This is a genomic window from Albimonas sp. (assembly GCF_055129145.1).
The window spans coordinates 1-12256 of record NZ_JBSRTQ010000131.1 but is presented as its reverse complement, the minus strand read 5'-3'; the positions used below and the strand labels follow the sequence as shown (position 1 = coordinate 12256).

Below are 12256 nucleotides of genomic sequence, written 5' to 3'. Positions count from 1 at the left end.
GTCGCCCCGGCCCGCGTCGCCCCGGCCCGCGTCGCCCCGGCCCGCGTCGCCCCGGCCCGCGTCGCCCCGGCCCGCATCGCCCCTGCCTGCGTCACGGTCAGGACGACCGCCGCGCGGCCCATCGTTCTTGCCGCCGCCCTTGCCCCCGCCATGGTCATCGTCTCGACCGTGGCCGCCATGGTGACGGGGGCCGTCATGACGGGGGTGATCGTCGCGGTAGCCGTAGCGCGGGTCGGGGTAGCCGAGCCCGCGGCTCCAGTAGCCCGGCCAGTAGGAGGGCCGATACGTTTCGCGCACCACCACCACCCCATAGGACGGCCGCGCCGCATAGACCGGCTCATGGCGCGGCTCGTAATAGCTTTGCGACGCGATCGGCGCGCAACCGGCGCCGCCCAGGGTCAGCGCGAAGCCCGCGAGCGCGATGCGTTTCATGATGGCTCTCCCCCTCTCCGGCGCGCGATGGCGACGCCGACGTCCCCGGCGCGACGCCCGGGACGGACAGGATGCTCTAGCGCAGGATCGCCGCGATCAGAAGGCGCCATTCCGGCGAATGCATGGCGAAGGGGCCTCGCCTCCCGCTAGCGCTCTGGGCTCTGGGCTCAGCGCCCTGGGTTCAGCGCTCGGCCTCGCCGTCCGCCGCGTCCCGCTCCGTCGCCTGCAACGCCCTGGTGCGCAGGCGCTTCGGCCCCTCCGCCAGCGCGCGGATCACGCCGCGCATGGTCCGCACGTCCTGGTCGGTCAGCGGCGCGCGCGAGAAGAGGTTGCGGATATGCTGGCGGATCGAGCGGCTCTTGGCCTCCGGATAGAAAAAATCCGCGCCCTCCAGCTCCGCCTCCAGATGCTCGATCATCCGGTCCACCATCACCCGCGTCGCGATCTCGCCCTTCTGGGTCTCGAACACCTCATGCTCCAGCGCGCTGGCCTGCCGGCGCCATTCGTAGCCGGTCAGCAGCACGCATTGCCCGAGGTTGAGCGACGCGAAGGCCGGGTTCGCGGGCACCGAGATCGTCGCCTGCGCCCGCACCACATCCTCCGTCTCCAGCCCGGTCCGCTCCGGCCCGAACATCACGCCGACCTTCTGGCCGGCCCGGATCCGCTCATAGGCGTCGCGCATCGCGCCTTCGGGGGTGAAGATCTGACGGGTCAGCTCGCGCGGCCGCGCGGTGGTGGCGTAGACGTATTCCAGATCGGCGAGCGCATCCGGCACCGTCTCCGACAGCGCCATGCGGTCGAGCACATGGCTCGCGCCCGAGGCCAGCGCGATGGCCCGCGGGTTGGGCCAGCCGTCGCGCGGGTCGACGATCCGCATCCGGTCCAGCCCGAAATTCCACATGGCGCGCGCCGCCGCGCCGATGTTCTCGCCCAGCTGCGGGCGCACCAGCACGAACACCGGCTGCTCGGCGTCGGTCACGGGGATTTTGGCGCTGTCGGTGCCGCTCATCGTCGTCGTCTCCTGCATTCCGGGGCGCGGTTACGCCGCGCCGCGCCGCAGGGCAAGCCCGGAGGCGGGACCGCGCGGCCTACGCCTGCGCCCGGCTCAGCCGGCGAGGGCGGCGAAATGCGCCTTGATCCGGTCGCGGATCCGAGGCCAGAGGCCCGGCGCGCCGCCGGCGATCGGCGGGCCGCAGCGATCCAGAACCTGATGTTCGCTCACCTTGAAATCCGGCCAGGTGCCGCCCCCGGTGGCGAGGTTCAGCATCACCGGCTGCAAGCGGTCCAGCGCCTTGGCGAAGCGCGCGTCAGGGGTCTCGGCCGCCTCGAACTCGCGCCAGAGCGCCAGCAGCTCCGCCCCCTGCGGCTCGGGCAGCAGACCGAAGAGGCGCGCGGCCCCCGCATCCTCCTTCGCCTCCAGATCCGCGGGCTTCGCGCCATGGAACGGCGTGTCGCCGGCGTCGATCTCCACCAGGTCATGGATCAGCAGCATCCGGATCACCCGGTCGAGGCTCACCCCCGCCTCCGCCTCCGACCCCAAGGCCAGGGCGTAGAGCGCCAGATGCCAGGAATGCTCCGCCGAATTCTCCCGCCGCCCGCCGGCCACGCGGCCCGCCCGCTCCACGTCCTTGAGCCGGTCGGCCTCCATCAGGAAGGCCAGCCGACGCTCGGTCGGGTCGGCGGTATCGAAGGCGAGCGGCGTCTGCACGAACCGCGGCGCGGCCGGATCGCGGGGGGGCCGGGCGGATTCGGAGGCTTGGGCGAATTCGGGCATGGCGGGCTCCTTCGCGTGAGGCGACGTTCTGCCCCCGCGCCGCGCCGAACGCAAACCGCATCCGCGGCGGGTTTGGTGAATCCGCCTCGCATTCTCGGCAAAAAACCGCGCCGCAGACGCTCTCGCCCCTCGAAGCGCGCGCCTGAGGTGCTAGTGTCGCCCCCGTCGCGGCGTCACGCCGCGATGCGATGGAGCCTTCCGGCGCGGCGTGCGCTTGCGCCCCCGCCCGCCCGATTGTATTCCGCTGCATACCGATTGCATTCGCCGCGTCCGGGGACACCTCTCCCGGCGCGGTCTCCCCGCCCCCGCCCGGGCCGAGGCCAATGGAGAGCCGCATGACCAAGATCAAGGTCGAAAACCCCGTCGTCGAGCTCGACGGCGACGAGATGACCCGGATCATCTGGGACTTCATCAAGAAGAAGCTGATCCTGCCCTACCTGGACGTGGACCTGCTCTACTACGACCTCGGCATCGAAGAGCGCGACCGCACCAACGACCAGATCACCATCGACGCGGCCGAGAAGATCAAGGAAGTCGGCGTCGGCGTGAAATGCGCCACCATCACGCCGGACGAGCAGCGGGTCGAGGAATTCGGCCTCAAGCAGATGTGGCGCTCGCCCAACGGGACGATCCGCAACATCCTCGGCGGCGTCATCTTCCGCGAGCCGATCATCTGCAAGAACGTGCCCCGGCTCGTGCCCGGCTGGACCCAGCCCATCGTGGTCGGCCGTCACGCCTTCGGCGACCAGTATCGCGCCACCGACTTCCGCTTCCCCGGCAAGGGCAAGCTGACCATCAAGTTCGTGGGCGAGGACGGCACGGTGATCGAGCGCGAGGTGTTCGACGCGCCCGGCGCCGGCGTCACCATGGCGATGTACAACCTCGACGACTCGATCCGCGACTTCGCCCGGGCCTCGATGAACTACGGCCTGCTGCGCAAGTGGCCGGTGTATCTCTCGACCAAGAACACCATTCTCAAGGCCTATGACGGCCGCTTCAAGGACATCTTCGAAGAGGTCTACCAAGCCGAATTCGTCGACCAGTTCAAGAAGGCCGGCATCACCTACGAGCATCGCCTGATCGACGACATGGTCGCCTGCGCGATGAAGTGGTCCGGCGGCTATGTCTGGGCCTGCAAGAACTACGACGGCGACGTGCAGTCCGACACCGTCGCCCAGGGCTTCGGCTCGCTCGGCCTGATGACCTCGGTGCTGATGACGCCGGACGGCAAGGTGGTCGAGGCCGAGGCCGCGCATGGCACCGTGACCCGCCACTACCGCCAGCACCAGGCCGGCAAGGAGACGTCGACCAACTCCGTCGCCTCGATCTACGCCTGGACCGGCGGCCTGAAGCACCGCGCCAAGCTCGACGGCAACACGGCGCTGATGACCTTCGCCGATGCGCTCGACAAATGCGTGGTGGATACGGTCGAGGCCGGCGACATGACCAAGGACCTCGCCCTGCTGGTGGGTCCGGATCAGAAGTGGCTGACCACGATGGGCTTCCTCGAGAAGGTGGCCGAGAATCTCGACAAGGCGCTGGCCGGCTGAGCCGACTGGACGTTTTGGATTGACCGGACGGCCCGTGCGGAAACGCGCGGGCCGTTTGCGGTTCCGGGTTGGGGGTCCGGGCGCCCGGCCGAGCCGTGCGCCGCGCCCGACGGACCGAGGGCTGTTCCCGGGCGCCCGCGGCGCAGGGCGGCTTGGGCGCCCGGGCGCGCCGTCTCCCGCCCTCGACCGGACGGCGAAGATCGCGGAACCGGCGCCCGTCCGCCGCGTCAGGGCCGGATTCCGCCCTATATGTTGCGCAGAGCCATGTCGCGGCGCGCGCGAGGCGGACCGGGCCCGGCCCCTGCCCCGCTCGCGCGCCGCCCCCCGGACGCAGGAGACGCGAGATGACCGACAGCGACGAGACCGCCCCCACGACGCCCCATGACGCCCGCGCCCCGGCGAAATACAGCGCCCGCGACATCGTGAAGATCGTCTACGCCCTTTACCTCGCAGGCTTCTTCCTGCCGATCTGCGCGCTGGCGGGCCTCGTGCTCGCCTACGCCAAACGAGGCGAGGCCGATGCGCTCTCCGCCAGCCATTTCGAGTTCCAGATCCGCTCGTTCTGGATCGGCCTCGCCGCCTGCGTGATCGGCGGGCTGCTGGCCATCGTGCTGGTCGGCTACGCCGTGCTGGCGATCTGGGTGGTCTGGGCGCTGGCCCGCTTCATCACCGGCCTGCTCGCCGCCCTCGACGACCGACCCGTGCGCGACCCCGAGGGCTTCGGCTTCGTCGCCTGACCGCGGCCGCGCCCGGCGCCGGACACGTCCCCGCCGGGCGCGCCCCGCCCCCCGCGCCGCGGGCGCCCCGGCTCCGCCGTCGGGTCGTCTGCCGCGGCGCCCCTAGATCTCCCCGATCAGCACCCCCGCCGCCAGCACCAGCGCGCCGCCCACCACCACCTGCATTGCGGCGCGCAGGAACGGCGTCTCCATCCAGCGGTTCTGGATCCAGGCGATGGCCCAGAGCTCGATGAACACCACGATGAAGGCGATGGTCGTGGCCGTTGTGAAATCCGGGATCAGGTAGGGCAGCGCATGCCCCAGCCCCCCCAGCGTGGTCATCACTCCCGCCGCGATCCCCCGCTTCAACGGCGAGCCCCGCCCCGAGATCACCCCGTCATCCGACGCGGCCTCCGTGAACCCCATCGAGATCCCCGCCCCGATCGAGGCCGCGAGGCCGATCTGGAAGGTCACCCATGGGTCCTGCGTGGCGAAGGCGGTGGCGAAGATCGGGGCGAGGGTGGAGACCGAGCCGTCCATCAGCCCCGCGAGCCCCGGCTGCACCCAGGTCAGGATGAAGCGGCGGCGGTCGGCCTCGTCCTCGGCCTCACGGGTCTCGGGGTCGAGATGCGCCGCGGCCAGCGCGTCCGCGGTCCGCTCATGGCCCCGCTCCGCCGCCGCCAGATCGCCCAGCAGCTTGCGGGTGTCGGGGTCCGAGCTCTGACCCGCCGCGCGCTCATAGAAGGTCGCCGCCGCCTGCTCCATCCGCCGCGCCTCGCCGCGCAGCATCTCGAGGCTCAGGCTCTTCGACAGCCAGATCGGGCGCCGCGCCAGCCAGCCCGCCACATGTTCGCGCCGGATGAGGGGGATCGGCCCGTCGAAACGCGCCTTGAACGCCTCGATCAGGCGGGAGCGGTGCTGGTCCTCCTCCGCCGCCATGCCGTCGAACACCGCGGCCGAGGCCGGATGCTCGGCCCGCAGCCTTGCCGCGAAGGTCGCGTAGATGCGGGCGTCGTCCTCCTCGGACGAAATGGCGAGCGCCAGGATCTCGGATTCGTCCAGGTCGGAGAATCGGCGGCGGGCGGTGGCGAGACCGAACATGGGAACCCCTCGGGCATCTAATCTGGAATCATTCTAAACTGGATCCCGCCCGATGCAAGCGCAAGGCGCCCCCCCCGCGCCCCTCTCCCGAAACGCAAAAGGGGCCGCGCCTGCGCGCAGCCCCCTGAAACCCGCCGGCGGAAGGGCTCAGCCCTCCAGCACATCCTCTTCGCCCGGCCCGTCATCGGCCGAGCCCTGGAAGTCGAGGCCGTGGGCGGCGCGGATCTTGTCCTCGATCTCCATCGCCACGTCCTTGTTCTCCTTCAGGAAGGTCTTGGCGTTCTCACGCCCCTGCCCGATGCGCTGATCGGAGAACGAGAACCAGGAGCCGGATTTCTCAACCACCCCGGCCTTGACCCCGAGGTCGATCAGCTCGCCGGTCTTGGAGATGCCTTCGCCATACATGATGTCGAATTCGACCTGCTTGAACGGCGGCGCGACCTTGTTCTTCACCACCTTCACGCGGGTGGCGTTGCCGACCACCTCGTCGCGGTCCTTGATCGCGCCGATGCGGCGGATGTCGAGGCGGACCGAGGCGTAGAACTTCAGCGCGTTGCCGCCCGTGGTGGTTTCGGGCGAGCCGAACATCACGCCGATCTTCATGCGGATCTGGTTGATGAAGATCACCATGCAGCCGGAGCGGGAGATCGAGCCGGTCAGCTTGCGCATCGCCTGGCTCATCAGCCGCGCCTGGACGCCGAGCGAGCTGTCGCCCATGTCGCCCTCGAGCTCGGACTTCGGCGTCAGGGCCGCGACCGAATCGACCACCACCACCGACACCGCGCCGGAGCGGACCAGCGTGTCGGTGATCTCCAGCGCCTGTTCGCCCGCGTCGGGCTGCGAGATCAGCAGCTCGTCCACGTCCACGCCCAGCTTGCGGGCGTAGGCCGGGTCGAGCGCGTGCTCCGCGTCGACGAAGGCGCAGATGCCGCCCTTCTTCTGCTCTTCCGCGATCACGTGCAGGGCCAGCGTGGTCTTGCCCGACGACTCAGGGCCGTAGATCTCGATGATCCGGCCCTTGGGCAGCCCGCCGACGCCGAGCGCGATATCCAGCCCGATGGAACCTGTTGAAATCGCTTCGATATCCATCACCGAGCGTTCGCCCAGCTTCATGATGGATCCCTTGCCGAAATTGCGCTCGATCTGGGCGAGCGCGCTTTCGAGCGCCTTCTTCTTGTCCATGCCGCCCTTGCCCGTGAGTTCGAGAACGTTCTGCGCCATTGCCTGTCACCCTTGTTTCCCACAGCCGCGGGACGTTGTCCAACGGGCGGGGTCGTTCTTGATGCGTTCCTCGTGTTTTACACGAGAACTTATCAGGAACAAAGCGAAAATCCGACCCGGGACAGGTTGGGCGGCGATGGTTAAAAATCCGTTATGCGGCGCCCCCCTGCGGCGGGGGGTCATCAGGACCTGATTTGGGGGGCTTGGCGAGGAAAGCGATAAGGGCGTCCCAGCGCGGCTCGAAGACTCCGATGATCGACTTGCGGCGCGACAGGATCGGCTTCTCCACCAGATGCCAGGAGAAGAACGCGAACAGGCAAATCATGGGGAACGAGATCAATACGTTTTCCAGCCAGGTGCGCGCGCCGGGAAACGCCCACGCCGCCAATTGCTGAAACGGCATCGCATAGAGGTACATGCCGTAAGAGTAGTCGCCGGAAAACACGTATTTCACATGCTTGGGCGTGGTCAGTCCCAGCATGACGGTCACGTAGGCCGCCGGCGCGCAGTAGATGTAGTAGTTCGCCCCGGCGATCGAACACGCCGTCATCAGCCCGGCCATCGCGGCGCAGAGGCTCCAAGAGTACGGGATCTTGTCGCGATACATGTAGATCGCGACGCCCCAGAGGAACGACATCACCAGCGAGCGGCCCGAAACCGTGGTGGTCTTCGTCATGTCCGGGTAGATCGCCTCCAGAAGCGGCAGCGCGATCTGTACGAGAAGCAGCACCAGAATGAAGCGCTTGCTTCGCTTGACCAGGCCGAGCCAGGCGAGGCCGATCAACGCGATGTAGCATTCCAGCTCGAACGGCACGGTCCAGAGCGAGAGATTGGTCCACGGCCCCGGATTGGTGTCGAAAACACCCGGGAGGAAGTAGGAAATCAACCCGAAGATATTGAAAAGGTAGCGAAAAAACATCCAGTCGGAGAAATATTGCCAAAGCGGCAGCGACGTCACCAGCGGACCGAGCACGAAGGCGGAGAGAAGAACCTCCATGGTGAGCGCCGGAAAAATGCGGACCACGCGGTTTCCCGCGAACTGAAACAGCGTCTTCGTGCGCTCAAGGCTGCCGGCCACCAAATACCCGCTGAGGGCGAAAAACATCGGCAGCACCAGACGAACGAGATCACCGAAAATCGTGTCCCAAAGCTGCAATTGCTCAAATCGACCATAGGCGACCAGATAGCTGTGCCAGAGGAAGATAAATACCGCAAGCGCCAGCCGCATGTAGTCAAAGCCGGTGGCATTTCCAGGAATGGAGGCTTCTCTGTCTTTGATGGAAGATGAGAACATGCAGCAAATCTTCCTCGGCAACCTTTAGGGAGATCAAGACGGGTCGATTTTTAACAAGGTCCGCCATACCCATCAATGCGTCATAGCGCGACGCGCGCCCGCCGAGGATGCGCGCCGCGCGCCTCAGATCCCCTTGGCGCTCTCCCGGATGAACCTGCGGTTGCGAAGATCCTTCATCGCCTGCTCCAGCTCGGCGCGGGTGTTCATCACGATCGGCCCATGCCAGGCCACCGGCTCCTTGATCGGCTTGCCGGAGACCAGCAGGAACCGCACCCCCTCGGGGCCCGAGATGATCTCCACCTCGTCGCCGCGGTCGAACACCACCAAGGTCCGGTCGCCGGAAAGGTCGCGGATGTTCAGCTCCTCGCCTTGATATTCCTTCTCCAGCAGCACCCCGAACGGTTTCGAGGCGCCCGAGAACGTCCCCGCCCCCGCGAAGATATAGGCGAAGGCGTGGCGCTCGACCTCGACCTTGATCCGCTTGCGGGTGTTGGGCGGCACCGACACGTCCAGATACCGCGGATCCGCCGCGATCCCGTCGACCGGCCCGCGGATGCCGCGCCAGTCCCCCGTCACCACCCGGATCACCGTGCCGTCATCGTCGGTGCGCACCGGGATCTCGGTCCCCGGCACGTCCTGGTAGTTGGGCGTGGTCATCTTCAGGCGCGACGGCAGATTGGCCCACAACTGGAACCCGTGCATCCGCCCCTGCCGGTTCCCCTTCGGCATCTCCTGATGCATGATGCCCGACCCGGCGGTCATCCACTGCACGTCCCCCGGCCCCAGCGTGCCGCGGTTGCCGAGGCTGTCGGCATGTTCGACCTGGCCCGCCAGCACGTAGGTGATGGTCTCGATCCCCCGATGCGGATGCCAGGGGAACCCCTCGCGATAGAGCTCAGGCACGTCATTTCGAAAATCGTCGAAGAGGAGGAACGGGTCGACCTCCTTCGGATCGCCGAAGCCGAAGGCGCGGTGCAGATGGACGCCCGCGCCCTCCATGGTCGGCCTGGCGGCGGCTTCGCGTTTCACGGGGCGGATGGACATGGGCGCGGCTCCTCGGCGGGGCTCCGGCTGGAGCGTTCCCTCGAGATAGAGCCCCGCCCCGCCCCGGAACAGAGGCCCGCGAAGCGACGGATAGCGTCCGGAATGGAAACGATGCGGGCTACTTGGTCCCGAACATCCGGTCGCCCGCATCGCCGAGGCCGGGCACGATATAGCCCTTGTCGTTGAGCCGCTCGTCCAGCGCCGCGGTCACGATCTTCACGTCGGGATGCGCCGCCTTCATCCGGGCCACGCCCTCCGGCGCCGCCAGCAGGCACAGAAACCGGATGTCCTGCGCGCCCTTGGCCTTCAGCAGGTCCACCGCGGCGACCGAGGAATTCCCCGTCGCCAGCATCGGATCCAGCGCCAGCACCGGCCGGTCGGCCAGGTCGCTCGGCACCTTGCAGTAATACTGCACCGGCTGAAGGGTCTCCTCGTCCCGATAGAGTCCCACGAACCCGACCCGGGCCGAGGGCGCCAGCTCCAGGATCCCGTCCAGCAGCCCGTTGCCGGCCCGCAGGATCGAGATCACCGCCAGTTTCTTGCCGGCCAGCACCGGGGCCTTCATCTCGGTCATCGGGGTTTCGATCACCATCTCGGTCAGCGGCAGCGTGCGCAGCGCCTCGTAGCCGAGCAGCAGGCTGATCTCGCGCAGCAGCTGGCGGAAGACGGCGGTCGAGGTCTCCTTCGCCCGCATCAGGGTCAGCTTGTGCTGGACCAGCGGGTGATCGACCAGCGTGAGATGCGGGGAGGTGGGCTCGGACATATGCGGCGCTCCGTCTGACTGCTCGGGCCAGCTATGCCAGCGCTCGGGCCCGGCGTCGAGCCGCAGGGCGGCGGTGGCCGCGTCGCGTCCGCCGCGAAAACTTCGTTTGCCATCGCCGACGGCCCGCCCATACGCTCCCGAAACGGGGCCGGCGCGGCGCGCCAGGAACCCGCAAACAGCAGGGAGGGAACCACATGCACGCACTCGCGCGCGCCGCGGCCCTGGTCGCGGTCGGCCTCGTCGCCGGAACCGCCGCCCAGGCCCAGATCAAGATCGCCCATGTCTACGGCAAGACCGGCCCGCTGGAGGCCTATGCCGCCCAGTCGCATACCGGCCTGATGATGGGGCTCGAATACGCCACCGGCGGCACGATGGAGGTGTTGGGCCAGAAGATCGAGGTGATCGAGAAGGACACCCAGCTCAAGCCCGACATCGGCAAGGCCCTGCTGGCCGAGGCCTATGGCGACGACGAGGCCGTCCTCGCCGTCGGCCCGGTGTCGTCGGGCGTGGCGCTCGCCATGCTCCCCGTCGCGCAGGAATACGAAAAGATCCTGATCGTGGAGCCGGCGGTGGCGGACTCGATCACCGGCGAGAACTGGAACCGCTTCGTCTTCCGCACCGGGCGGAATTCCTCGCAGGACGCGGTCGCCAACGCCATCGCCATCGGCGCCGAGGGCGTGGCCATCGCCACCCTCGCCCAGGACTACGCCTTCGGGCGCGACGGCGTCTCGGCCTTCAAGGAGGCGCTCGCCGGCACCGGCGCCGAACTGGTCCATGAGGAATACGTCCCCACCGACACCACCGATTTCACCGCAGCGGCCGAGCGCATCTTCCAGGCCATGGACGGCGTCGACGCCAAGTCCAAGAAGCTCTTCATCATCTGGGCCGGCGGCGGCAACCCGATGGGCAAGATCAACGCCATGGACCCGTCCCGCTTCGGGGTGGAGATCGCGACCGGGGGCAACATCCTCGCCGCCCTCAAGGCCTACAAGGAGCTGCCGGGGATGGAGGGCGCGACCTATTACTATCACGACATCCCCCAGAACCCGGTGAACGACTGGCTCGTGAAGGAGCATATGGCCCGCTTCTCGTCTCCGCCCGACTTCTTCACCGCGGGCGGCATGGCGGCGGGCATCGCCGTGGTCGAGGCGCTGAAGAAGGCCGGCTCCACCGACGCCGAGGATCTGATCGCCGCGATGGAAGGCATGGAGTGGCAGACCCCCAAGGGCCTGATGCGCTTCCGCCCCGAGGACCACCAGGCCCTGCAATCCATGTATCATTTCAAGACCGTGGTGGTTGACGGCGTCGACTACGGCGTGCCTGAGCTCGTCCGCGAACTGACCATCGAGGACCTGCCGATCCCGATCCGGAACTGAGCGGGCGCAGGCCCGCCCGGCAGGCCCGGCCCCTCCCGGGGTCGGGCCTGCCGCCCCCCGCCGCGAGGAACCGCACCGCATGGCCTCTCCCATCCTCGAAACCACCGGCCTGACCGTCCGCTTCGGCGGCCATGTCGCGGTGGACGGCGTCACCTGCGCTTTCGCGCCGGGCGAGCTCGTGGCCATCGTCGGGCCCAACGGGGCCGGCAAGACCACCTATTTCAACCTGATCTCCGGCCAGATCCCCCCCACCTCCGGGACCGTGCGCCTCGCCGGCCGCGACATCACCCGCGCCTCCGCCTCCGCCCGCACCCGCGCCGGCCTCGGCCGCGCCTTCCAGCTGACCAACCTGTTCCCGAACCTCACGGTGCGCGAAAACGTCCGCCTCGCCTGCCAGGCCAGGGCCGGCCGCGGCTTCCGCCTGTTCTCGCTCGCCGTCGACGACCGCACCCTGACCGCAGAGGCCGACGCCATCCTGACCCGCGTGCGCCTCGCCGCGCTCGCCGACCAGCCGGTCGCCGCGCTGTCGCATGGCGACCAACGCAAACTCGAAGTCGCGATCCTCATCGCCCTCGACCCGCTGGTCTACATGTTCGACGAACCCACCGCGGGCATGTCCGCCGACGAGGCCCCCGTGGTCCTCGACCTGATCGCGGAGCTGAAAGCCGACGCCGGCCGCGCGATCCTCCTCGTCGAGCACAAGATGGACGTCATCGCCCAGCTCGCCGACCGCATCATCGTGCTGCACAATGGTCAGCTTGCGGCGGATGGCGAACCCGCCGCCGTCATGCGCTCCGACGTGGTGCAGGAGGCCTATCTCGGCCGCGATCTGACCGAGGACGAAGATGCCTGACCCCCTCCTCCGCCTCGAAGGCGTGCACACCCATATCGGCCGCTACCACATTCTCCACGGCGTCGATCTCGACGTTCCCGAGGGCGGCGTCACCATGCTGCTGGGCCGCAACGGCGCCGGCAAGACCACCAC

The 12256-nt window shown here is 68.4% G+C and carries 13 protein-coding genes; 5 read left to right on the top strand and 8 right to left on the bottom strand.

Annotated elements, in window-relative coordinates:
* From ACTB72_RS16995 to ACTB72_RS16985, 3 genes are all read right to left on the bottom strand, one after another.
* Window positions 1-432, bottom strand: a 432-nt coding sequence (locus tag ACTB72_RS16995) for a hypothetical protein (RefSeq protein WP_463038198.1), incomplete at its 3' end; no start/stop codon positions are given.
* Between the two features lie 181 nt (window positions 433-613).
* On the bottom strand, window positions 614-1441 hold the full coding sequence (locus ACTB72_RS16990; protein ID WP_463038197.1) for an RNA methyltransferase: 828 nt from the start codon (window positions 1439-1441) through the stop codon (window positions 614-616).
* A gap of 96 nt (window positions 1442-1537) precedes the next feature.
* Complete coding sequence (locus ACTB72_RS16985) at window positions 1538-2080, bottom strand: HD domain-containing protein (RefSeq protein WP_463038200.1); 543 nt, start codon at window positions 2078-2080, stop codon at window positions 1538-1540.
* A 461-nt stretch (window positions 2081-2541) separates the two neighbouring features.
* On the opposite strand from ACTB72_RS16985, the gene ACTB72_RS16980 reads away from it, so the two are divergent.
* Window positions 2542-3756 (top strand): NADP-dependent isocitrate dehydrogenase, encoded by a 1215-nt coding sequence (locus ACTB72_RS16980; RefSeq protein ID WP_463038196.1) that lies wholly within the window; start codon window positions 2542-2544, stop codon window positions 3754-3756.
* A gap of 344 nt (window positions 3757-4100) precedes the next feature.
* Window positions 4101-4493, top strand: a complete 393-nt coding sequence (locus ACTB72_RS16975; protein WP_463038195.1) for a DUF4870 family protein — start codon at window positions 4101-4103, stop codon at window positions 4491-4493.
* 102 nt (window positions 4494-4595) lie between these two features.
* Here ACTB72_RS16975 and mbfA read toward each other — a convergent pair whose 3' ends face one another.
* The 5 genes from mbfA to upp form a co-directional block, all read right to left on the bottom strand.
* Window positions 4596-5573: an iron exporter MbfA gene (mbfA, locus tag ACTB72_RS16970; RefSeq protein WP_463038194.1), complete on the bottom strand. Its 978-nt coding sequence runs from the start codon at window positions 5571-5573 to the stop codon at window positions 4596-4598.
* A gap of 147 nt (window positions 5574-5720) precedes the next feature.
* Window positions 5721-6794, bottom strand: coding sequence for a recombinase RecA (gene recA / locus ACTB72_RS16965; protein WP_463038193.1), 1074 nt, complete (start codon window positions 6792-6794; stop codon window positions 5721-5723).
* 151 nt (window positions 6795-6945) lie between these two features.
* Entirely contained in the window at window positions 6946-8088 is a 1143-nt protein-coding gene (locus tag ACTB72_RS16960; protein ID WP_463038192.1) for an acyltransferase family protein, read from the bottom strand.
* A gap of 123 nt (window positions 8089-8211) precedes the next feature.
* Window positions 8212-9132: a pirin family protein gene (locus tag ACTB72_RS16955; RefSeq protein ID WP_463038191.1), complete on the bottom strand. Its 921-nt coding sequence runs from the start codon at window positions 9130-9132 to the stop codon at window positions 8212-8214.
* A 118-nt stretch (window positions 9133-9250) separates the two neighbouring features.
* Window positions 9251-9895: a uracil phosphoribosyltransferase gene (gene upp, locus ACTB72_RS16950; RefSeq protein WP_463038190.1), complete on the bottom strand. Its 645-nt coding sequence runs from the start codon at window positions 9893-9895 to the stop codon at window positions 9251-9253.
* A 194-nt stretch (window positions 9896-10089) separates the two neighbouring features.
* On the opposite strand from upp, the gene ACTB72_RS16945 reads away from it, so the two are divergent.
* From ACTB72_RS16945 to ACTB72_RS16935, 3 genes are all read left to right on the top strand, one after another.
* Window positions 10090-11271 (top strand): substrate-binding domain-containing protein, encoded by a 1182-nt coding sequence (locus tag ACTB72_RS16945; protein ID WP_463038189.1) that lies wholly within the window; start codon window positions 10090-10092, stop codon window positions 11269-11271.
* A gap of 79 nt (window positions 11272-11350) precedes the next feature.
* Window positions 11351-12124 carry an ABC transporter ATP-binding protein gene (locus ACTB72_RS16940; RefSeq protein WP_463038188.1) on the top strand — a complete coding sequence of 258 codons (774 nt, stop codon included), beginning with the start codon at window positions 11351-11353 and terminating at the stop codon, window positions 12122-12124.
* Window positions 12117-12256, top strand: a 140-nt coding sequence (locus ACTB72_RS16935) for an ATP-binding cassette domain-containing protein (protein WP_463038199.1), incomplete at its 3' end; no start/stop codon positions are given. The genes ACTB72_RS16940 and ACTB72_RS16935, both read left to right, overlap by 8 nt.

Excerpts from the sequence above, each read along its gene's own strand:
- ACTB72_RS16990 (WP_463038197.1), bottom strand. The coding sequence starts at position 1,441 with ATGAGCGGCACCGACAGCGCCAAAATCCCCGTGACCGACGCCGAGCAG.
- ACTB72_RS16985 (WP_463038200.1), bottom strand. The coding sequence starts at position 2,080 with ATGGAGGCCGACCGGCTCAAGGACGTGGAGCGGGCGGGCCGCGTGGCC.
- ACTB72_RS16980 (WP_463038196.1), top strand. The coding sequence starts at position 2,542 with ATGACCAAGATCAAGGTCGAAAACCCCGTCGTCGAGCTCGACGGCGAC.
- ACTB72_RS16975 (WP_463038195.1), top strand. The coding sequence starts at position 4,101 with ATGACCGACAGCGACGAGACCGCCCCCACGACGCCCCATGACGCCCGC.
- mbfA (WP_463038194.1), bottom strand. The coding sequence starts at position 5,573 with ATGTTCGGTCTCGCCACCGCCCGCCGCCGATTCTCCGACCTGGACGAA.
- recA (WP_463038193.1), bottom strand. The coding sequence starts at position 6,794 with ATGGCGCAGAACGTTCTCGAACTCACGGGCAAGGGCGGCATGGACAAG.
- ACTB72_RS16960 (WP_463038192.1), bottom strand. The coding sequence starts at position 8,088 with ATGTTCTCATCTTCCATCAAAGACAGAGAAGCCTCCATTCCTGGAAAT.
- ACTB72_RS16955 (WP_463038191.1), bottom strand. The coding sequence starts at position 9,132 with ATGTCCATCCGCCCCGTGAAACGCGAAGCCGCCGCCAGGCCGACCATG.
- upp (WP_463038190.1), bottom strand. The coding sequence starts at position 9,895 with ATGTCCGAGCCCACCTCCCCGCATCTCACGCTGGTCGATCACCCGCTG.
- ACTB72_RS16945 (WP_463038189.1), top strand. The coding sequence starts at position 10,090 with ATGCACGCACTCGCGCGCGCCGCGGCCCTGGTCGCGGTCGGCCTCGTC.
- ACTB72_RS16940 (WP_463038188.1), top strand. The coding sequence starts at position 11,351 with ATGGCCTCTCCCATCCTCGAAACCACCGGCCTGACCGTCCGCTTCGGC.